This window comes from Paenarthrobacter sp. AMU7, from assembly GCF_041200195.1.
Classification (GTDB): domain Bacteria; phylum Actinomycetota; class Actinomycetes; order Actinomycetales; family Micrococcaceae; genus Arthrobacter.
Genome location: NZ_CP165735.1, coordinates 452257 through 470934, shown reverse-complemented (window position 1 = coordinate 470934; position 18678 = coordinate 452257). Strand labels below are relative to the sequence as shown.

Sequence of the window (18678 nt, the reverse complement as noted above, 5' to 3'; positions counted from 1 at the left end):
GCGAGGCCCCGATAAAGAAATCGAGGAATGCTGACAGTTCCGACCGTAGTCCGGTGCTTGGTCGGCGTCCACAGAAACCACCACGGAGGTGCATAGATGGTTGAGCCGGAGCAGGCTCCCAGAATCGGCAGGAACGAGTCCACCGAGGAACGGATGGACCGCAACTGGATGGAATTGATCCAGGAGTTACGGGTTCTCCAAACGGGGGTGCAAATCCTTGGCGGCTTCCTGCTCACGCTCCCCTTTCAGGAACGATTCGAACTCCTGGACGACTGGCAGCGGAGCCTGTACCTGTTCAACGTGATGGTGGCAGCGCTGACCACCGTACTGATTGTGCTGCCCGTCAGTGTTCATCGCCGCCTGTTCCGCAGGGGACTCAAGGCCACCTTGGTCTCCAGCGCCGACGTTGTGACCAAGTGGGCGCTGGCCGGCGTGGCCTTGTTGATTGTTGGCTCCGCCACTCTGGTTTTCGACTTTACCGCTGGACGGACCGCCGGGCTTGTTGCAGCCGGATTCATCGTCCTGGTGCTGCTGCTCCTGGTGGTGGGAACGCCGCTGTGGCTGCACCGCCGGGCCGTCCGGAACGGCAGTGGCAACAATGGGACGGCAAAGGAAGAGTGAGTGGGATGCTGCGACCCGCCAAGCACAACCACAGTTCCGGCAACGACACCAAGCCCCCGCGTCACTGGGTCAAGGATCACGGCTTGCTGCTGGTCAATGCAGGCCTGTTCGTCGTCTTCCTCGGAGGAATGATCCTCTCAGGAGCTGCCAATCACAGCGAGGAACAGCAAGCACACGGTGGGCCGGCAACCGGTGTATCGGATTTTCTGACATCAGGCAGCTTCTGGGAAGCGATTTTTGAGAACTGGGAATCGGAGTTCCTTCAGATGGCCATGTATGTGGTCCTGACGGTTTTCCTGTTCCAGCGCGGCTCCTCGGAATCCAAACCTGTGGATAAGGACGCACCCCAGGACGAGGATCCCCGCGATGCCAAAATGTCCGCCAAGACCCCGTGGCCGGTCAGGCGGGGCGGTTGGGTTCTGAAGGTCTACGAGCACTCGTTGTCTGGCCTGCTGGGCCTTCTTTTCCTGCTCTCCTTCACCCTGCACGCCGTAGGCGGTGCGGCCGCTTACAACGACGAACAGCTCAGCCATGGTCTCCCGGAGGTCTCCACTTGGGAGTACATCGGGTCCAGCCAATTCTGGTTTGAGTCCTTCCAAAACTGGCAAAGCGAGTTCCTGGCCGTAGCCGTTTTGGTGGGCGCTTCTGTGTACCTTCGAGAGAGGGGCTCGCCGGAATCAAAGCCCGTGGCAGAGCCGCACTACGAGACGGGCACCTAGCCGATAAGGACAAAGGAACCGTACCAGGAAAGAAGAATTCCAGCGGTTGAAAGACCTCCGAGGAACTTTTCCCCAAACGCTGTTCACACAAGAAGAAAACCAAGTTCATTTCCACGTTGCGGAATCACTAAAGCCAAGAGAAAACAGATGACGACGCCGGTTCAGGCCTTTTTCTTGGCCCGCGCCTTTGGCTTGCTGGCAGTTTTGGCGGCGGCAGCGCCGTCGTCGTCCGCTTTTTCCTTGCCGCGCTTCTTGTCCAGGCTGCGCTTGAGGGCCTCCATGAGGTCGATGACGTCGCCGCCTTCTCCTTCGCCCTCAACAACGCCGAATGTGGCCTCAGTGTCCAGCGCCTCACCCTTGTCCAGCTTGGCCTCGATCAACGTCTTCAACTGCACCTGGTAGTCATCGGTGTACTCATCGGGATCAAAGTCATGAGCCATGGATTCCACCAGGGCGGAAGACATCTCCAGTTCCTTGTCCGAAATCTTGATGTCGCTCTCAAGGGAGGGGAATTTGGCTTCACGGACTTCGTCGCCCCACAGCAATGCCTGCAGCAGCAGCACATCACCCCGAACCCGCAGCGCACCCAAACGGGTCTTCTGCCGCAGCGCGTACTGGACAATGGCAATCCTGTCCGTGTCCTCCAACGTCTGCCTCAGCAACATGTAAGCCTTGGGCGATTTGGAATCCGGCTCCAGGAAATAGCTGCGTTCATACATGATGGGGTCCAGTTGCTCTGCGGGGATGAACTCCACCACCTCAATTTCGCGGCTGTTCTCCTCCGGCAACGACTTCAATTCCGCGGACGTCAGGACAACGGTGCGGCCCTCTTCTTCGTAGGCCTTGTCAATGTCCTCGTACGCCACAACGTCGCCACAAATTTCGCATTTGCGCTGGTACCGAATACGCCCGCCGTCCTTGTTGTGGACTTGGTGCAGGCTAATATCGTGATCCTCCGTGGCACTGTAGAGCTTCACTGGTACGTTGACCAGACCGAACGCGATAGATCCCTTCCAGATGGCCCTCATGCACCCAGTCAACAGCACAACACAGCAGAGGAGAAGAGGTGGCAGGCAAACAACAGGAGCGCGTGAACGTGGAAGGCCACGAACTCACCCTCACCAACCTGGGGAAAATCATCTACCCGGAAACCGGGACCACCAAGGCCGAAGTGCTGGAGTACTACGCCGCCGTCGCTCCTTTCCTCATTCCCGCGGCGGCCAACAGGCCGGTGACCCGGAAGCGGTGGGTCAACGGAGTGGGCACTGCTGAGGATCCCGGGCAGGTGTTCTTCCAGAAAAACCTTGAGGACTCCGCACCCCGGTGGATTCCCCGTGCCGCCATTCAGCATTCGGACCACGCCAACGTTTACCCCATGGTCAACAACCTGGCCACGCTGACGTGGATGGCCCAGATCGCCTCGCTGGAAATCCACGTTCCGCAGTGGCAAGTGGATCCTTCAGGGAAACCGCTCCGCCCCGACCGCTTGGTCCTGGACCTTGACCCCGGTCCCGGGGCGGGACTGCCCGAGTGCGTTGAGGTGGCCAAGCTGGCCCGTTCCATCCTGCAGGACATGGGCATGGACCCTGTCCCCGTCACCAGCGGCAGTAAAGGCATCCACCTCTACACTGGCCTCGATGGGACCCTGAAGTCCGAGCAGGTGTCCGCCTTCGCCAAAGAGCTTGCCCGCGCACTGGAGTCCGACCACCCCGAACTGGTGGTCAGCGACATGAAAAAGTCCCTCCGCCACGGCAAGGTGCTGGTGGACTGGAGCCAGAACAGCGGGAACAAAACCACGATCGTTCCCTACTCACTCCGCGGCAAGGCGCGCCCTACCGTGGCAGCACCGCGTACGTGGCGTGAACTCACCTCCGCGTCGCTGGAGCACTTGGACTTTCTGGCCGTGATGAAGCGCGTCAAGACGGGCAAAGACCACTTCGCACCGATTTCCGGGCGGCACCTTCCGCCCCACGGCGAGGATGAGAAGGACGACGACGGTGCTGCCGCAGGCGGTTCGGGCAGCGGCGCCGCCAGGGAACGCGTGGTGACAGTGGAGAGCCGTCTCGCCAAGTACGTTGGGATGCGCGATCCGGGCAGGACCCCGGAGCCGTTTCCCTCGTCGTCGGCTGCCAACGCCTCCCAGCAAGCCGGCACCTCGTCATCTGACCAGCCAAAACCAGGCGACCCGCCGCCACCCGGCGGTATCTTTGTGATCCAGGAGCACCACGCGCGCCGCTACCATCTGGACCTGCGGTTGGAGCACAACGGCGTCCTGGCGTCGTGGGCCCTGCCCCGCGGCGTGCCGGAAACGCCCGACCGGAACAATCTGGCCGTGCATACGGAAGACCACCCCATGGAGTACGCGACCTTCTCCGGCGTCATCCCCAAGGGCGAGTACGGGGCAGGGACCATGACCATTTGGGACCGCGGCGAGTATACGTGCGAGAAATGGCGTGACGGCAAGGAAGTCATTGCCACACTGACTGGCGAGCCTGGCGGCGGCCTCGGCGGTACCAAACGGTTCGCGCTGATCAACACGGGTCAGAACTGGCTGATTCACCTGATGAAGGAGCAGCCTGAAGCACGGAAGGGCGTACCGGCCAGCCATGCCAAGCCTTCATCGGCCCAACCGCCTGCCGGGCCGGCCGCACCCCAACCCGTACCGAACTACGCCCCCATGCTGGCCACCTCGGGGACCACGGACGATCTCCGCGGCGACGGTTGGCTGTATGAGCTGAAATGGGACGGGATCCGTGCCATCATCACGGGCACCGAGGGGGAAATCCGGCTCATGAGCCGCAACGGAAACAACCTCACAGCAACTTACCCGGAGCTCACTGACCGCGGCTGTTGGCCCGACGGAAATTTCGTGGCTGACGGCGAAATCGTGGCGCTCGGCAAAGGGAACAGGCCGGATTTCGGGCGCCTGCAGCAGCGGATGAACCTGGTCAAAACCGCAGACATTGAGCGGGCACGGGCAGCTGTGCCGGTTCAGCTCATGCTGTTCGACCTTCTTTACGACGGCGGCACGGACCTGAGCGGGCTGCCGTTCCGTGATCGCCGCGAGAGGCTTTCGGGGTTTGCGGAGCGCCTGCGCAAAGGCTGCCCACTGCATTTGTCTGCCGTCCTGGATCACGACGTGGACGACCTCATGGCCAGCGCCGCTGAGCTTGGCCTGGAAGGTGTGATGGCGAAGAAGGCCGACAGCCGCTACGTCATTGGGCGCCGCAGCAGGTCCTGGCTCAAGCTCAAGCTGGAGCAGAGCCAAGAGGTGGTGGTCGGTGGCTGGCGTCCCGGGGCAGGTGCCCGAAGCGGAACGTTCGGTTCCCTCTTGTTGGGCATCCCGGACGGCGACAAGCTGCACTATGTGGGCAGGGTTGGAAGCGGGTTCAAGGATTGGCAGCTGCGGGACATTATGGAGAAGCTGGAGCCCCACGTGGTGAGCGCCTCTCCCTTTGCCGACATCCCCCGTGAGGACGCGGCAGGTGCCACGTGGGTCAGCCCTGGGCTGGTGGCTGAGGTGACCTTCGGAGAATGGACGGGACCCGGCCGGCTACGGCACCCGGTGTGGCGCGGCTGGCGCCCGGACAAGTCCCCTTCAGACGTCAACCAGCCCAACTGAGTCGCAGATAACGCTCTATTGAAGGTTCAGTAGGACGTTTGCTGTTACTCAGTTGGGCTGGCTACGCAGGGGTGGTGCCGTGCGGGTAACGCTAGGAGGAGTGCGGCATTTGCGGGCGGCTGGTCCTGTGGATGGCCGTCACAGCTGCCCCTTGGCCCATGCGGCCGTGGGCTTGGTCGCGCTCCTTCGGGTGGCGGCGTTTACCGTTACCGTCCGGCCACTGCCTGCCCTGGTCACCGCCAAGTGCAACGGCGATGGTGGTCGGCTCGGGCATCGGGGCCATGTCCATGGACTCCACCAAGTGGCTTGCAACCTCAGGATTGATGCGTTCGGAATCGTAGTTCGCAGTCATGGTTCTTCCTTTCCAGTGTGCCTGTCCGCAGGTTTTACCAGCGGACCTTCTTCTCGGTCTTAGCCTGCTTGCCGCTGGCCGAGGTGGGCTTGTGCCCCTTGCCGGTGCTCTGCCAGCCGGCCGGTGCACCGCCCCCGGATTTGCTGGCCAGCATGGCCTTCTGGGCATCGGTCAGCTTGGACTTGATGCCGCCGGATACCGGAGTTTTGGCTGAGCTTCCCGGTGATGGGGTCTCGGGGGTGTTGTTTTCGGAAGGGTTGGCAGTCATTCGTGGACTCCTTAAGTCTGAGTCCTGAAGAGACACGTATCCCATGTCGTTGCGGTTCGGGAAAAAGGCGTCGAGAACGGGAACGGCATGGAGGCAGGGCCTCAACAGGCGTGGATTTTTGTCAGATGAAACGCGGCTGTGCCCTTACGGGCAGAGGCCGGTCTACTCAAAAATCAGTGTTCCCATGCTTCATACCCTAACCAAGTCCCGGCGGATTTGTGAACCCCTCACCTGCAGCGACTTCCAATCCGACGTCCAATCCACCTTCCGGCCCACCAGTCTTCCTCGGCTAGCATGGCAAACGTGACCCGGAGAGCATCCATCGCCACCACACTTCGTGCAGCGGGCTGCGTTTTCGCGGAGGACGAGGCCCGCCTCCTCCTGGAGGCCGCCAACCATCCGGACGAGCTAAACCGCATGGTGGAACAGAGAGTCAGTGGACAGCCTCTTGAGCACATTGTGGGCTGGACAGAGTTTTGCGGGACGCGCATGGCTGTGCAGCCCGGCGTGTTCGTTCCGCGGCGCCGGACGGAGTTCCTGGTGCGCCGGGCGGCCCTGATCGCCAAGCCAGGTGCCGTCGTCGTCGATCTCTGCTGCGGTTCGGGGGCAATAGGTGCGGCCGTGAGCGACCTTCTGGGGAGCTGCGAACTGCACGCGGCGGACATCGACCTCGCTGCAGTCCACTGCGCACGCCGCAACGTTGAGCCCCGTGGCGGAATGGTCCATCAGGGCGATCTTTATGCCGCACTCCCCCGTGAACTACTGGGGCGTGTGGACGTGCTGCTCGCGAACGCGCCGTATGTTCCCACGGACTCCATCAGCATGATGCCGCCGGAGGCTCGGCTTCATGAGCCGCTGGTGGCGCTCGACGGCGGCGCTGACGGTTTGGCTGTCCAGCGTCGGGTTGCCGAGGGGGCGGCTGAGTGGCTGGCGCCGGGTGGGTCGCTGTTGGTGGAAACGTCGGAAACACAGGCGTCCGGGACGGCCGGGATTATGGCGGGGGCCGGCCTGCTTCCCTGGGTGGTTTCAGACGAGGATCTCGACGCTGCGCTGGTCCTCGGATCACCCGATCCATCAGCTTTTAGGCCCGAATCAGGCCAGTTAAGTGGGCTCAGCTAAACAATTTGGTAACAAGGTGCTCCGGAGGGCAAAAACAGACCGGGATCCGCATGGTTACGGGGCAAGAACGGGCAATGAGATGCAACACACCTAGGCAAATTGCACCCTCGAACGGCCCAAAAATCCGATCTCAACTCGGGTTTTCCGCCGAAACCCCGTAAAATTGAAGGCCTGCCCAGAGCGGGGCAGCAGAAGTCGCAAGCAAATGACCTCCCTAGGAGAAGCCCAAATGCCCACAGACCAAAGCAACACCGTCTCTCCGGATGGCGCAAGGAACGCCACCGGGAACCAGGTATTGGCAGGCCCAACCCCGGCCGCCACAGATGCAGTAAAGAACGCAACGAAGAAAACGAAGCTTCGCCCGAAGCGCCGGCTCAAAGAGTCCGACGTCAACGTGGTGAACAAGCCGATGCTGCGCAAAGCACTCGGCGGCACGATCGTCGGCAACACCATGGAATGGTACGACGTCGGCGTGTTCGGCTACCTCATCACCACCATGGGCCCTGTCTTCCTGCCGGAAGCAGACAAGTCCGTCCAAACACTCTTCCTTCTGGGCACCTTCGCCGCAACCTTCATCGCACGCCCCCTCGGTGGCGTGGTGTTCGGTTGGCTTGGCGACAAGGTTGGCCGACAGAAGGTGCTCGCAGCAACACTGATGCTGATGGCGGCAAGTACGTTCGCCGTCGGCCTCCTTCCCGGCTATGCGCAGATCGGCATCTGGGCCGCCGCGTTGCTGGTCATCCTGAAGCTCATCCAGGGCTTCTCCACCGGTGGCGAGTACGCCGGTGCCACCACCTTTGTCAGCGAGTACGCCCCGGACAAGCGCCGCGGCTACTTTGCCAGCTTCCTTGATATGGGCAGCTACATTGGCTTCGCCCTCGGCGCCGCCCTGGTTTCGGTCCTGCAGCTCACGCTGGGACAGGCCGCCATGGAGGAGTGGGGCTGGAGGATTCCGTTCCTGATCGCTGGTCCTCTGGGCCTCATCGCGGTGTACTTCCGTAGCAAGATCGAGGAATCCCCCCAGTTCCAGGCCACCTTGGACGCCCAGGAGGCCTCTGCCAAGGATGCAGCATCACAGGACGCTGCAGTCGCCAAGGGACCCATCGGAATCGTCAAGGCCTACTGGCGCCAGATCGTGCTGGCCATGATCCTGGCCGCAGCTGCCAACACTGTTGGCTACGCACTGACCTCCTACATGCCCACGTACCTCACGGATTCCAAGGGCTACGACCCCGTCCACGGCACCCTGCTGACCATCCCTGTCCTGGTGATCATGGCTGTTTGTATTCCACTGACCGGCAAGCTCTCTGACCGCATAGGACGCCGTCCGGTGCTGTGGGTAGGCGCAGGCAGCACCATCGTCTTCTCGGTACCTGCGTTCATGCTGATCGGCATTGGCGAGATCTGGTCCACGCTGGCCGGCCTTGCCCTGATCGCTTTCCCTGTGACGTTCTACATCGCCAACCTGGCCTCGGCCCTGCCGGCACTGTTCCCGACGTCCAGCCGCTATGGCGGAATGGGCATCGCGTACAACTTCTCGGTGGCGATCTTCGGCGGAACCACGCCGTTCATCGTCCAGGGCCTGATCGAGGGCACCGGCGATGACATGATGCCGGCGTACTACCTGATGGCCACATCCATCGTGGGTGCCATCGCCATCTACTTCCTCCGTGAATCCGCCCAGCGTCCCCTGCCGGGCTCCATGCCCAGCGTGGACACCCAGGCTGAAGCACGCGAGCTTGTAGCAACCCAGGACACCAACCCGCTCATCAACCTGGACGAGATGCCGTTCGACGGCCAGCCCATTGATGACGCAGTGTTCGGCAAAGGCAACAAGGACCTGACCCCCGCTTAGGAACTCTTTGCCTGCAACTTCTGCGCAGTGACGACTACTGCAAGCGATTCAGATAGTTCGCGGCAGCTTGCCGCCCACCGTAGCCACCACCCCCAAGGCGCTCTCCTTGAGGTTGGTGGCTACGGCTGTTAAGAGGGCACGACGGCGGTGCCCGCCTCAGGATTGCAGCAAGCCTTTGACGGCCTCGCCGATAATCCTGGCACCTTCAGGGAAACCACCCGGGTTGGGGCCGGCGTAGTTGAGCCGAATGTAGGGTCCCTCCGGTTCCGCGGGGAACCACTCCGTGCCGGCGGCAATGAGCACCCCGGATGCCTCACAATCCTTGGTGAGACGTTCGACGTCGAACCCGTCCGGCATTCGCAGCCACAGATTCAAGCCACCCTTGGGCAGGTGGCTGAGGTGCGCTTGCGGGACGTGCTCGCGGAGGCTGGTGACCAAGAGGTCGCGGCGTGACTGCAGCTGGTGGCTGAGTCCGCGAAGGTGCGTTTGCCACCCGGGCTGGGTGACGACGTCGAGCGCTGCCGCCTGAAGCACCCCACTGACGTACATGGATTCGGCGGCCTGCGCGCCCATGATTCGTTCGCGCGCCGGTCCCCGGGCGATGATCGCTGCGACGCGGATGGACGGGGAAACGCTCTTGGTCAGGGAACGGATGTAGACCACGTGGCCGGAATCGTCCTTAGCAGCGAGCGGGACCGACGGTGCGGTGATGCCGAAGTCGTGCGCCCAGTCATCCTCCACGAGGAAAGCTCCGTGCCGCTGGACGATCCGCAGGACTTCCTCGCCCCGTTCCGCCGACCATTGCGCTCCCGTGGGATTCGCGAAGTTGGGTTGCGCGTAGAACATCCGCGCTCCGGATTCCTCAAAGGCCCTCTCCAGCTCATCCGGGTCAGGCCCCTCCGGGCCGCTGGGACAGGAATGACATTGACGCCTGCCTGGCCCGCTGCCAGCAGCGCGCCCCAGTAACTGGGCGACTCCACCAGCAGCGGCTGTCCGTGTCCCACCAGTCCCCGGAAAATGGAGCTGAGCCCGCTTTGGCTGCCGGGCAGAATCACGACGTCGCTCGGCTGGGGCGGAGTCACGCCCACCGGGGTTGAGGTACTGAGTTCCTGCGCGAACCAGGTCTGGAGTTCGGGCAAGCCCTGCGCCGGCGGCCGGGACAGGGCGGCATCTCCCCTGGCGGCCCTTGTCAGCGCGGCTCGAACAAGCCTCTCGGGCAACAGTTCGCGGGAAGGGTAACCGGAGTGGAACGCGATGACGTCATTGGTAGCGCTCCGCATCGCGGCAGAGTTCAGGGGCCGCGCGGCCTGGGCTGACCGCAAGGCAGCTGTTTGCCAGCCGTAGTCGGAGGGCCTCGCAGTGCGGTAGGCCCGCACGAAAGTTCCGACCCCGGGACGGCTTTCAATCAGCCCCTGCGCCGTGAGTGTCCGCAGCGCTTTCTGCACTGTGACCGGACTGGCCTGATACTCGGCCACGAGTTGGCGCGTTGATGGCAGTTTGGCCCCCGGGGCAGCGCTTGCGATCCATTCTTTTACTCGCGAGACAATCCGAGAACTGCTATCGTTGTTCATGAGTCCTAATAGTAGCGCTACTACACTTTCGCGGCCAGTGGTATCCACCCGGACTTCGACCGGAATCTGGTGGGGCCTCCTCGGCGTCGTCGCCTTCTCTTTCACCGTTCCGCTCACCCGGGTAGCTGTGGAAGGCATGTCCCCCTTGTTCATCGGAGCGGGCCGGGCCGTGGTTGCCGCCCTTCTTGCCGCACTCGCCCTGGCCTTCACCCGGCAACGGTTTCCGCGCGGCACGCAGTGGATCCGCCTGGCGGTGGTAGCCGGCGGAATTGTGGCGGGGTTCCCCCTGCTGACCACCTTCGCTCTGACCAGTTCCTCCGCGAGCCACGGGGCAATCGTCATCGCCCTGCTGCCTGCGGCCACGGCCACCGTGGCGGTACTGCGCGGGCGCGAGCGTCCACGGCTCCTCTTCTGGATCCTCACGGCCGTGGGCGTCGTTGCTGCCCTCGTGTTTGCCTTGGTTCAATCCGGTGGTTTTGGCTCGCTTCATTGGGCCGACCTCCTGCTGCTCGGAGCCGTGGTTGCTGCAGCCATTGGCTATGCGGAAGGTGGATTGCTGGCCCGGGAGCTCGGCTCCTGGCAAACCATCTCGTGGGCGCTGGTGGTGGCTGCTCCCGCCATGATCCTGTTGACCCTCGTTTCCCTGGGCTCCGGCATGCCACAAGCCACACCGCTCCAGTGGTTGTCCTTCGCCTACCTCGGTGTGGTGAGCATGTTCCTCGGCTTCTTCGCCTGGTACCGCGGCCTGGCCATCGGGCCCATGGCGCAGGTCAGCCAGATCCAACTCGTCCAACCCGTGATGACCATCGCGTGGGCCGGCCTTCTCCTGGGCGAACCGCTGACGTGGACCACCGTGGTGGGTGGCCTCGCAGTGATCCTTTGCGCCGGAGCCGCTGTCCGCGTCAGGCTAAGGAAGTAGGAAAACCATGTACACACCAGCACACTTTGCCCCCTCCCCCGACACCGTCGAGTCGCTGCTCCGGCACGCCGGAGCAGCCAACCTCGTGACCATGACGGAGGACGGGTTGCTCGCCACCCTCCTGCCGTTCGTCTACGAACCCTCGATCGGTGAGCACGGTGCACTGCACGCGCACATGGCCCGCAACAACACCCAGTGGTCTTCAGCTGCTGTCGGTGAGGCTCTCATGATCGTGCAAGGCAACGATGCCTACATTTCTCCGTCCTGGTACGCCTCCAAAGCGGCGCACGGACGGGTGGTGCCCACCTGGAACTACTCCACGGCCCACGTCTACGGTGAACTGGTGATCCACGACGACGCCGAATGGTTGGGCCGGCACGTGCGGCGCCTGTCGAACCAGCATGAGGCCGGCATGCCCAAACCCTGGACCGTTGACGAAGCACCCGAACGGTTCATTGCCGGTCAGCTAAAGGCGATTGTCGGCGTCGAACTCGTCATCACCCGGGTGGAAGCGAAGACGAAACTCAGCCAGAACCGTACTCCGGCTGATGTTGACGGAGTCATCGCGGGACTCCGGGCCCGTGGCGACTCGGCGAGCGCAGCCGATGTGGAACGCGCGCGGACCTCGTAGACTCGGCGCATGCGTGAGGTTGCTTCGGAATCCCCAAAACCCAAGGGGTCCATCCACCACCTGGAGATCTGGGTGCCGTTCCTTGAGAGGGCAAGGGAAGAGTGGGGCTGGTTGCTGGGCGAGCTCGGCTACGAGCCCTTCCAGGAGTGGCCCACGGGGTGCAGTTGGAAGCTTGGCGGCACCTACGTTGTGGTGGAGCAGACGGATGCCGTCACTGCAACAACCCACCGCCGCACTGATCCGGGGGTCAATCACGTGGCCTTCCACGCAGGCACACGCGAAAATGTGGACCGGATCAGGGCGCTCGGCGCGGATGCAGGCTGGTACGAAATGTTCGAGTCGAAATACCCGCACGCCGGCGGCCCGGACCACTACGCTGCCTACCTGCTCAACACGGACAGCTATGAGGTGGAGCTGGTAGCGGACTGACGGTGCCGGGGCTACCTGGGCGGGACAGCTGGACGCCACATCGCTACCCGCGGCCAACGGGTCAGGCCCAGTCCAGCCTCGTGCTCCATCAGGCGGGTCAACTGCGGACCCCAGCTGCCGGCGTCGAGCACCTCGAAGCCAAGGCGGCGGTAGTACGGGGCGTTCCATGGCACATCCCGGAAGGTGCTCAGGGTTTGGCGCTGCATTCCATGGCCGCGGGTCCATACGCGGGCGGCATGCAGGAGCTCGCGGCCCAGGCCTTGGTGCGCGTAGTCCGGATGGACGCTGACCTGTTCCACATGCCCGGCCTCGTCAACGACATCCGCCAAGAGGTACGCCACCGGGTAGTCGAGTCCGTCGACGGAAACCCAGGCCCGGCCCGCTGCGGCGTAACCCTGCAGCTCATTGGTGGAGAGTGGCTCGTCGTCCGCGACTGAATCCATTCCCAACGCCCGGAACGCCTGGCCCGCGGCACGCTCGATGTCCTGCAGAATCAGGAGATCGTCCGCATGCGCGAGCCTGATCATTGCCGGGCGTCCAGTGCCGGGGGTGCCTGGGCCACCAGGAATTCGTTGCGCTTCTCGATCAGGTTTTGCATGTAGCGGCCCAGGACCAGCTTCTCCACCAAGCGGCCCAACGGTCCGAAGGGGGCAGCGAATTCGATGGTGTCCACCATGAGCGTCCCGCTGCCGTCCGGCCGAAACTCATGCGTGTGGCGGAGGTACTTGAAGGGGCCCTTCACCTGTTCATCCGAGAACGACGCCGGCGCCTCCATCTGCGTGATGCGGCTGGTCATGCGGAACCGGACTCCGAGGTGCCAGGCCTGCCAGGTGACGGTCTCGCCTTCGGAGATCAAACCAGTGGTGACCCCGTCCACTGCCTTCTCGCGGCTCTTGGTCATCGATCCCACATGGGCATCGATGTTGCGGGAGAGATCGAACAACTCCTGCGGCGGCATGGAGGAGCGGGTGCGGCAGACGAAAGCGACGGGCATACCTTGATCTTCCCAGACCTTCCCGGCTCCGTGTGCCCCATCTCGCTACGGCTTGTGACCGGGCTTATGGCGGCACAGTTGGCCATCCTGATAATTTTCAAGGGAGTCCCTCGATGATTGGTGGTGTTCCCCCGTGCCCGCAATCATCGCCCATGCCCGTGAACTCCATCGGCTGGGCCCGGCCAACAACGATCGCCTCTCCGCCGTCCGTGTTGCCCTGAGCGTCGCAGTCCCGGGACTGTTCCTCATTCTCATCGGCCGCCCGGACCTCATGATGTACGCCGTGTTCGGTGCGCTGACAGGGATGTACGGACGCAACGAAACGCATCAGCTCAGGCTCAAGCACCAAGCCCAGGCCGCCCTGTTCCTGGTGGGTGGGCTGACAATCGGGGTGTTCCTTTCCGTCCACCACATCCACTCGTGGTGGCTGGTGCTGGTGGCCACCCTGTTCGCCGGAGCTGGATCCCTGTATGCGGATGCCGTCCGCCTCAAGCCCATCGGCCCGTTCTTTGGCATCCTCGCGCTGGGCGCCTGCGCTTCGGTGCCAACCAACGTCCCACTCACGACGGCGGTGCTCATCGGGGCTGCGTCCGCCGCCTTGTCGCTGCTGGTTGGCTTCGCCGGGTGGTTCCGGCACCGTGGGTGGGAGTCCGGCGCCGTCCGCGACGTTCCCGTTCTCCGCGGCCCCCTCCGGCAGGGACCATTGGTCCAGGCGGCCATGGTTCATGCTGCGCGGTATGCCCTCGCTGTCAGCGTGGCCGGGGCCATCGGAATCCTCAGCGGCAGCGGCCATCCGCACTGGGCCATGGCCGCCGCGGCCGTACCCCTCGCTGGCGCCGATCTCCCCAGCCGCGTCCACCGGGGCATCCACCGCATCGTGGGGACGTTCCTCGGGTTGGCGGTGGTCGCCGTCGTACTTTTCCCCAGCCCGCTGTCGCCGCTCCAGTACTTCCCGGGCCACACCGCCGTGGTGTTGGCAGTGCTGGTGGTCCTGTGCCAGTTCCCTACCGAGCTCTTCATGGCGCGGCACTACGGGTGGGCCATGGTGTTCTTCACTCCCGTGATCCTGCTGATCGCCCAACTCGCGGCCCCCATGGATCCGGGCGTACTGGTGATGGAGCGTGCCATCGAGACTTTCGTGGGAGCGGTGGTGGGCATCGCGGTGGCGGTGCTGGTGCGGGCTCCACGGAGTCGCGAGCTGCAGTAGCTGTCAGTTCTGGACGACCAGGTTGAAGTGTCATCCTATCTGGGCCCCAAAACAGCTACAGTCAAAGACCTCACAGTCACGCCACAAAGCACCCCGCACCCAGCTCGGAAAGCTGGCACGCCGGGCGGTCACCACGCTGACACAGTTCAGCATTTTTCGCCGCTACCGAAACATGGCTGGGGCCAGGGGTCGCTCCTCAATCTGTACCGGCCGATGCTTCCTTGGTACGGACGGGAGATCTCAGAAAGTTACCGACCACATGAAGCAAGCTAAAGGTCTCAACATAGTCGGGTGCTTGCGCGCGGTGGATGGCGTCGTTACGTGCCAGGTTCATGCGCCTCAGTTCCTCGAAGGTCGCATCGAACTCGAAGCCCGAGGCTTCCGCGATGTCGATGTACCGGCCCAGTGTTGCACGTGCCATGCCCCTACGCTGTGGTTTGGGAAGGTCCTCGATCCGTTCATCCAGCAAGCTAGCGAGTTTGAGCTCTAGAGCAGCCGCAGCGTCGAGCCAACAGAAGGTGGATCATCGAATCACCTCCAAACCCGGCCGCGCTGGGAGGAGGCTGTGCACGGCCACTGCTCGCTCTGGTGAGGTTTATCCCGGTGGTGATGTGGTGGTTGTGTGCAGGCGGTCAGCTGGGTCCCGTCGTCCACATGTGCGGGAAAAGCCCGAAGGATTTAGCTTTTGCCGTGCCCATGTGGGCGAGGGGCTGGGAAGGAATCCTCAGCATTCTTCTACCCTTCTTGATGTTCGGGCCACGACGAAGAAACTGGTTGAAGCGACTTTTAGACGACGTCCTGCATTCTCAGATTGTCGCCATCTAGATGTTCATGGGCTTGGTGCGCAGCGGCGAGGAGCTCCTCTATTTGACGTTCAGCCTCCGGGCCCGGCTCTAACTGCCGCATGATCCTCAAGTTGACGACAAATGCGGCCACCCAGCCATGGGCAGGACGGTGGGCTTGTTCCAACTGCTCAAGCGTGCAATCTTGTCCTTCGATATTTCTCATTGTGCTGTCGAACAACTTGGCAAGCACAACATGATCGACTGCCATCCACTCACCCAACTGCTTGTAGTGAGCGTCCTGGATTCCGTCCACGAGTTCAGTTCTCGCAATCCGTAGCCGCACTAGAAGGGGCCTGAGGTCTTGGTACACAACGACGGCTCCGGTAAGGTCTTGGGCGGCGCCAATGACTTCTGTCCACAGTTCGCGCTGCCTTGCTCGTTTGCCTTCTTCTTCGGCTCGGACGGCACGCACGTCGGCTGCGGCCGCGCGCCTGTCGGCCCGCGTTGCGCGGCGGTCTGCCCGTATGGAGACGATGAAGCCGGACAGGCCTGTTACGCCGCCGAGGATGGCGAGTCCCGTTGCAAGTACGTCCATGGTGAGAGTCCCCTTCGAACAATGTCAAGATAATTCTCGCCACTGCCTGGAGGGGATCAGTTCAAGCTGATTGTTCGGCCTGCTGCTTCCGTAGGGCGCGGCTTACACTCATCCGTCCGACGCCGAGCACCTGAGCGATTTCTGTGATGGGTGTCTTCTTCGCGTGCATGGTGCGTGCGGCGGTGACTTGGGCCGGGGTCATGGTTGAAGGCCGGCCACCAACACGTCCGCGAGCACGGGCCGCTTCAAGCCCGGCCCGGGTTCGTTCAAGCATCCTGCTTCGCTCATGCTCCGCCAGTGCGGAGAAGATGTGAAAGATCAGTCGGCCGTCGGCGGTGGTGGTGTCCAGGAAGCTCTCGGTGAGGGACTTGAACTGGATGCCTCGTTGGTCCAGTTCGGTCACGATACGGGCGAGGTCTGCGGTGGATCGCCCCACGCGGTCCAGCTTCCAAACCACCAGCACGTTTCCGGGTTGGAGGAAGTCTAAACACCGCTGCCATTCGGGGCGGTCCCGCGTGGAACCGGAGGCGTAATCGGTGAAAGTAGCGACATACTCCCAGCCAGTGTCACCGGGCCGGTACAGCACTGGGGAAGAACTCTTGCGCGCCTGTTACGTTCCGCCCCTCATTGTGCAAGTATGAATTACTGACATGGGGGGTGTCCGATGAGGAACACAGACAAAATAACGTTGGCTACCGCAGCGGCAGCAGTAGCTTTGGTGGCATCGCTTGCAGCTTGTGGCGGGGAGGTAAAACCGGCTTCAAATAGTCAGGCCTCCGATGCTTCAACCGCCACCGAATTCGCGTCTCTCGAGGCAGCCCGCCAGGCCGTTCATAAGGTCATAGGCTGCGATGAGACACCAACGACTGAACCTATCGTCAACCCTGATCTGGCCGGCCACACGGCTGAATACAGCGTCTGCGCTGACAGGGTGCAGGTCGAGTGGTTCCAGACTGAAGATGCGCGAAACGCTGAGCAGCAACTGTACGCGGACAGCTCGCAACCGTTAGCCCTGGTCGAGGGCAAGAATTGGATGGTTGTAGACCTGTCCAAGGCCCTTCAAGAACCAGCCAGCGGCAGGGACCTAAAGAACCTCGCGGAACAACTCGGCGGCCAATACAGGTCCATCAACGGCGCATAAGAGGCAGCGCGTCTATTCCCCAGAGACTTAAACTCGTGCAGCCGCGTAATATGCGGCTGTCCCGCTCTGTAGCGGCCATATCGGCAGACACTTAAGCATGCTCGGAGCCTCCGCACTCGAATCGACTGCGGTGTTACCAGCACGCCAAGATGCCGCGCGCCACTGCGTTGGGTCTGCCATCGACTTCGCTCAGGTCTCCAGAGCAGCCTAGTGGAGCACTATGGTGCCCATGAACCGCAAATAGTGACCCATAGAAAACCAGAACATAACAATGTAGTAAAAATAGTTTGTCGTTTTGTATGAGTGCTTCTTAAAGTTGTGTTGTATGTCGATGAGTTGCCTTGCAAAGATCCATCTGCGTCTTTAGGATGGCCCCAGAGGTACAGGGTTTCGCAATGATGCGCCTGCCTCTTCAAACCAATCTGGGGGGATTGAGTGAAAATCAGAACCATCATTTCAGCTGTATCAGCTACCCTTGTGCTCGTTTCAGGGGTGGCTCTTCCGGCTTCCGCTACTTCTTCGGCGAACGAGGACGCACCACCCGCTTCGGGCCAAGGAATTTACGTCTTGGGTGCGCCATCCGACACCACAGATGCCGGCAACGAGTTCTTCGCCGTGCCGGAGGAATATCGGGACGCGTTGCTTGTCACTCCTGAGGTCGCTGCTGATCTGGACCTGCCGCCAGGGCCTGTGGCGGCAGCAGATGTTCAAGAGGTGTCGGCGAAGGTCGCCCAAACAGAAGTAGCCGGGCGGGAGGAATCGTCGAGGAGCGCGGACGGCGGTTTCACAACGATGGGCGTAAACGACACAAGATTTACGTACGGACCGGGCCTTGCATGGTTTGGCCCATTTCAGCGACTCACCTCGCTGTCAGGATGCTGCAGCCACACCTACACCTGGTATGTCGATGGGGCATTTAGTACCCAAGCGTGCCTGCAAGGCCAAGGCTATTACACCGGATACAACGGTGGCTCATTTGGCCTATGGGCGGCTTGGTATTCGTTAGGATGCGGCGCAACCGGCGGCTACACAGTCCCGTGGGACAACGTTTCCGCCTACCCTAAAGTCCTGTCACGGTCCCAGTATGGGTACTACGGTGGGGGGATATATAGCTAGCCATAGGAAGGGTCTCGGCAATGGATAACCGCGCGAAGAAATTCATTCTTACGGGAATCATTGTTAGTCTCATCGGTTCGGTAATCGCGGTTTCAGCCGTCTACGTCACTGGATGGGTTGAAGCCTCGATCGATCGAAACCTAGTTTCTGGAGTTTGGTTTGCAAAAGTTATTATCTCGATGGTGCAGTTCGGAATTGCGCCTTTTGGGGCAGCATTGACAGCGATTGGCTTTGCACTCCATTGGATGGGCAACGGTACGTCGCCAGAGCGCACAGCCAGTACCCTCCAGCATGAGGCTGACTTGGGCCGAGACGTCGATTGAAGTGGTGGAGCGCCGGGACCGTCGACAATGGTCCTGGCGCTTTGCCGTCCGGCGGTGTCCTGTTGTACGACTCCGTGCGGGGAAGCACGCCGTTGCTGTGAACGAATACCGGAGCAGCGCACTCACGAACTACGACCGTCCTCATAGCGAGCCGTTTCCTCCCTGGTTCGGCGTCCGGGCCGCAGCCCACCTAAAGGCACGCCAGCCATTTCTTTCCGCCGTTATATTTTCGTTGGACTCTCCGAAGCTCCCGCCTGACGGCTGCTTCGACGAAGTCGTTGACCGAGGCGTATCCCTCCTCCATACCGACAGCCTTTAGGGCCGCACGTATCTGCTCCGCATCATCGCGGGTGAATTTAGCACTGATGGAGCTGTCATCACGTTTAGCCCGCAACACGAGAGTCTTCCGGC

At 62.2% G+C, this 18678-nt stretch carries 20 protein-coding genes and 1 pseudogene; 11 read left to right on the top strand and 10 right to left on the bottom strand.

All coding sequences use genetic code 11. The features are described from left to right. The first annotated feature begins 96 nt into the window (after positions 1–96). Together ABQM86_RS02275 and ABQM86_RS02270 are read left to right on the top strand one after the other, a co-directional pair. The gene (locus ABQM86_RS02275) at positions 97–621 is read left to right on the top strand and encodes a DUF6328 family protein (RefSeq protein ID WP_207595908.1); all 525 of its coding nucleotides are present in this window, start codon (positions 97–99) and stop codon (positions 619–621) included. 5 nt (positions 622–626) lie between these two features. Then, entirely contained in the window at positions 627–1340 is a 714-nt protein-coding gene (locus tag ABQM86_RS02270) for a DUF6766 family protein (RefSeq protein WP_207595906.1), read from the top strand. A 161-nt stretch (positions 1341–1501) separates the two neighbouring features. Here ABQM86_RS02270 and ABQM86_RS02265 read toward each other — a convergent pair whose 3' ends face one another. Then, the gene (locus ABQM86_RS02265; RefSeq protein ID WP_207595905.1) at positions 1502–2368 is read right to left on the bottom strand and encodes a Ku protein; all 867 of its coding nucleotides are present in this window, start codon (positions 2366–2368) and stop codon (positions 1502–1504) included. A gap of 38 nt (positions 2369–2406) precedes the next feature. On the opposite strand from ABQM86_RS02265, the gene ABQM86_RS02260 reads away from it, so the two are divergent. Next, positions 2407–4962, top strand: coding sequence for an ATP-dependent DNA ligase (locus tag ABQM86_RS02260; RefSeq protein ID WP_369745836.1), 2556 nt, complete (start codon positions 2407–2409; stop codon positions 4960–4962). Positions 4963–5053: 91 nt separating this feature from the next. On the opposite strand, the gene ABQM86_RS02255 is transcribed toward ABQM86_RS02260, so the two are convergent. After that, positions 5054–5314 carry a hypothetical protein gene (locus ABQM86_RS02255; protein ID WP_207595896.1) on the bottom strand — a complete coding sequence of 87 codons (261 nt, stop codon included), beginning with the start codon at positions 5312–5314 and terminating at the stop codon, positions 5054–5056. A 34-nt stretch (positions 5315–5348) separates the two neighbouring features. Continuing rightward, complete coding sequence (locus ABQM86_RS02250; RefSeq protein ID WP_207595895.1) at positions 5349–5582, bottom strand: hypothetical protein; 234 nt, start codon at positions 5580–5582, stop codon at positions 5349–5351. Between the two features lie 294 nt (positions 5583–5876). On the opposite strand from ABQM86_RS02250, the gene ABQM86_RS02245 reads away from it, so the two are divergent. Further along, entirely contained in the window at positions 5877–6701 is an 825-nt protein-coding gene (locus ABQM86_RS02245; RefSeq protein ID WP_369745835.1) for a putative protein N(5)-glutamine methyltransferase, read from the top strand. A 229-nt stretch (positions 6702–6930) separates the two neighbouring features. Next, positions 6931–8556, top strand: coding sequence for an MFS transporter (locus tag ABQM86_RS02240; RefSeq protein ID WP_207595890.1), 1626 nt, complete (start codon positions 6931–6933; stop codon positions 8554–8556). A 156-nt stretch (positions 8557–8712) separates the two neighbouring features. Here ABQM86_RS02240 and ABQM86_RS02235 read toward each other — a convergent pair. Continuing rightward, positions 8713–10127 (bottom strand): annotated as a pseudogene (locus ABQM86_RS02235) (PLP-dependent aminotransferase family protein). Here ABQM86_RS02235 and ABQM86_RS02230 point away from each other — a divergent pair. The 3 genes from ABQM86_RS02230 to ABQM86_RS02220 are packed head-to-tail and all read left to right on the top strand — an operon-like array spanning position 10126 to position 12106. Then, positions 10126–11046: a DMT family transporter gene (locus tag ABQM86_RS02230; RefSeq protein WP_369745834.1), complete on the top strand. Its 921-nt coding sequence runs from the start codon at positions 10126–10128 to the stop codon at positions 11044–11046. The pseudogene ABQM86_RS02235 and the gene ABQM86_RS02230 overlap by 2 nt on opposite strands. Before the next feature lie 7 nt (positions 11047–11053). Then, positions 11054–11677 (top strand): FMN-binding negative transcriptional regulator, encoded by a 624-nt coding sequence (locus ABQM86_RS02225; RefSeq protein WP_207595887.1) that lies wholly within the window; start codon positions 11054–11056, stop codon positions 11675–11677. Between the two features lie 9 nt (positions 11678–11686). Next, positions 11687–12106 (top strand): VOC family protein, encoded by a 420-nt coding sequence (locus tag ABQM86_RS02220; RefSeq protein ID WP_369745833.1) that lies wholly within the window; start codon positions 11687–11689, stop codon positions 12104–12106. An 11-nt stretch (positions 12107–12117) separates the two neighbouring features. On the opposite strand, the gene ABQM86_RS02215 is transcribed toward ABQM86_RS02220, so the two are convergent. Further along, positions 12118–12633, bottom strand: a complete 516-nt coding sequence (locus ABQM86_RS02215) for a GNAT family N-acetyltransferase (RefSeq protein ID WP_207595885.1) — start codon at positions 12631–12633, stop codon at positions 12118–12120. Continuing rightward, positions 12630–13100 (bottom strand): SRPBCC family protein, encoded by a 471-nt coding sequence (locus ABQM86_RS02210; RefSeq protein ID WP_207595884.1) that lies wholly within the window; start codon positions 13098–13100, stop codon positions 12630–12632. The genes ABQM86_RS02215 and ABQM86_RS02210 overlap by 4 nt, the downstream gene beginning before the upstream one ends. Positions 13101–13233: 133 nt before the next feature. Between ABQM86_RS02210 and ABQM86_RS02205 the strand changes: the two genes are divergently transcribed. After that, entirely contained in the window at positions 13234–14307 is a 1074-nt protein-coding gene (locus ABQM86_RS02205; RefSeq protein ID WP_369745832.1) for an FUSC family protein, read from the top strand. Positions 14308–14503: 196 nt separating this feature from the next. Here the strand turns inward: ABQM86_RS02205 and ABQM86_RS02200 are convergent, their stop codons facing one another. From ABQM86_RS02200 to ABQM86_RS02190, 3 genes are all read right to left on the bottom strand, one after another. Then, positions 14504–14728, bottom strand: a complete 225-nt coding sequence (locus ABQM86_RS02200) for a hypothetical protein (RefSeq protein WP_280625999.1) — start codon at positions 14726–14728, stop codon at positions 14504–14506. A 365-nt stretch (positions 14729–15093) separates the two neighbouring features. Beyond that, on the bottom strand, positions 15094–15687 hold the full coding sequence (locus ABQM86_RS02195) for a hypothetical protein (RefSeq protein ID WP_369745831.1): 594 nt from the start codon (positions 15685–15687) through the stop codon (positions 15094–15096). Positions 15688–15748: 61 nt separating this feature from the next. Next, the gene (locus tag ABQM86_RS02190) at positions 15749–16273 is read right to left on the bottom strand and encodes a recombinase family protein (RefSeq protein ID WP_369745830.1); all 525 of its coding nucleotides are present in this window, start codon (positions 16271–16273) and stop codon (positions 15749–15751) included. Between the two features lie 78 nt (positions 16274–16351). On the opposite strand from ABQM86_RS02190, the gene ABQM86_RS02185 reads away from it, so the two are divergent. Both ABQM86_RS02185 and ABQM86_RS02180 read left to right on the top strand, forming a co-directional pair. Continuing rightward, positions 16352–16828, top strand: coding sequence for a hypothetical protein (locus ABQM86_RS02185; RefSeq protein WP_369745829.1), 477 nt, complete (start codon positions 16352–16354; stop codon positions 16826–16828). 1136 nt (positions 16829–17964) lie between these two features. Further along, positions 17965–18267 carry a hypothetical protein gene (locus ABQM86_RS02180; protein WP_280625990.1) on the top strand — a complete coding sequence of 101 codons (303 nt, stop codon included), beginning with the start codon at positions 17965–17967 and terminating at the stop codon, positions 18265–18267. A gap of 190 nt (positions 18268–18457) precedes the next feature. Here the strand turns inward: ABQM86_RS02180 and ABQM86_RS02175 are convergent, their stop codons facing one another. After that, entirely contained in the window at positions 18458–18571 is a 114-nt protein-coding gene (locus ABQM86_RS02175; RefSeq protein WP_369745828.1) for a hypothetical protein, read from the bottom strand. Positions 18572–18678 lie beyond the last annotated feature (107 nt).

Bases quoted from the DNA above. Each gene is read 5' to 3' on its own strand.
- ABQM86_RS02275 (WP_207595908.1), top strand. From the start codon at position 97: ATGGTTGAGCCGGAGCAGGCTCCCAGAATCGGCAGGAACGAGTCCACC.
- ABQM86_RS02270 (WP_207595906.1), top strand. From the start codon at position 627: ATGCTGCGACCCGCCAAGCACAACCACAGTTCCGGCAACGACACCAAG.
- ABQM86_RS02265 (WP_207595905.1), bottom strand. From the start codon at position 2,368: ATGAGGGCCATCTGGAAGGGATCTATCGCGTTCGGTCTGGTCAACGTA.
- ABQM86_RS02255 (WP_207595896.1), bottom strand. From the start codon at position 5,314: ATGACTGCGAACTACGATTCCGAACGCATCAATCCTGAGGTTGCAAGC.
- ABQM86_RS02250 (WP_207595895.1), bottom strand. From the start codon at position 5,582: ATGACTGCCAACCCTTCCGAAAACAACACCCCCGAGACCCCATCACCG.
- ABQM86_RS02245 (WP_369745835.1), top strand. From the start codon at position 5,877: ATGGCAAACGTGACCCGGAGAGCATCCATCGCCACCACACTTCGTGCA.
- ABQM86_RS02240 (WP_207595890.1), top strand. From the start codon at position 6,931: ATGCCCACAGACCAAAGCAACACCGTCTCTCCGGATGGCGCAAGGAAC.
- ABQM86_RS02230 (WP_369745834.1), top strand. From the start codon at position 10,126: ATGAGTCCTAATAGTAGCGCTACTACACTTTCGCGGCCAGTGGTATCC.
- ABQM86_RS02225 (WP_207595887.1), top strand. From the start codon at position 11,054: ATGTACACACCAGCACACTTTGCCCCCTCCCCCGACACCGTCGAGTCG.
- ABQM86_RS02220 (WP_369745833.1), top strand. From the start codon at position 11,687: ATGCGTGAGGTTGCTTCGGAATCCCCAAAACCCAAGGGGTCCATCCAC.
- ABQM86_RS02215 (WP_207595885.1), bottom strand. From the start codon at position 12,633: ATGATCAGGCTCGCGCATGCGGACGATCTCCTGATTCTGCAGGACATC.
- ABQM86_RS02210 (WP_207595884.1), bottom strand. From the start codon at position 13,100: ATGCCCGTCGCTTTCGTCTGCCGCACCCGCTCCTCCATGCCGCCGCAG.
- ABQM86_RS02200 (WP_280625999.1), bottom strand. From the start codon at position 14,728: ATGGCACGTGCAACACTGGGCCGGTACATCGACATCGCGGAAGCCTCG.
- ABQM86_RS02195 (WP_369745831.1), bottom strand. From the start codon at position 15,687: ATGGACGTACTTGCAACGGGACTCGCCATCCTCGGCGGCGTAACAGGC.
- ABQM86_RS02185 (WP_369745829.1), top strand. From the start codon at position 16,352: ATGAGGAACACAGACAAAATAACGTTGGCTACCGCAGCGGCAGCAGTA.
- ABQM86_RS02180 (WP_280625990.1), top strand. From the start codon at position 17,965: ATGGATAACCGCGCGAAGAAATTCATTCTTACGGGAATCATTGTTAGT.
- ABQM86_RS02175 (WP_369745828.1), bottom strand. From the start codon at position 18,571: ATGGAGGAGGGATACGCCTCGGTCAACGACTTCGTCGAAGCAGCCGTC.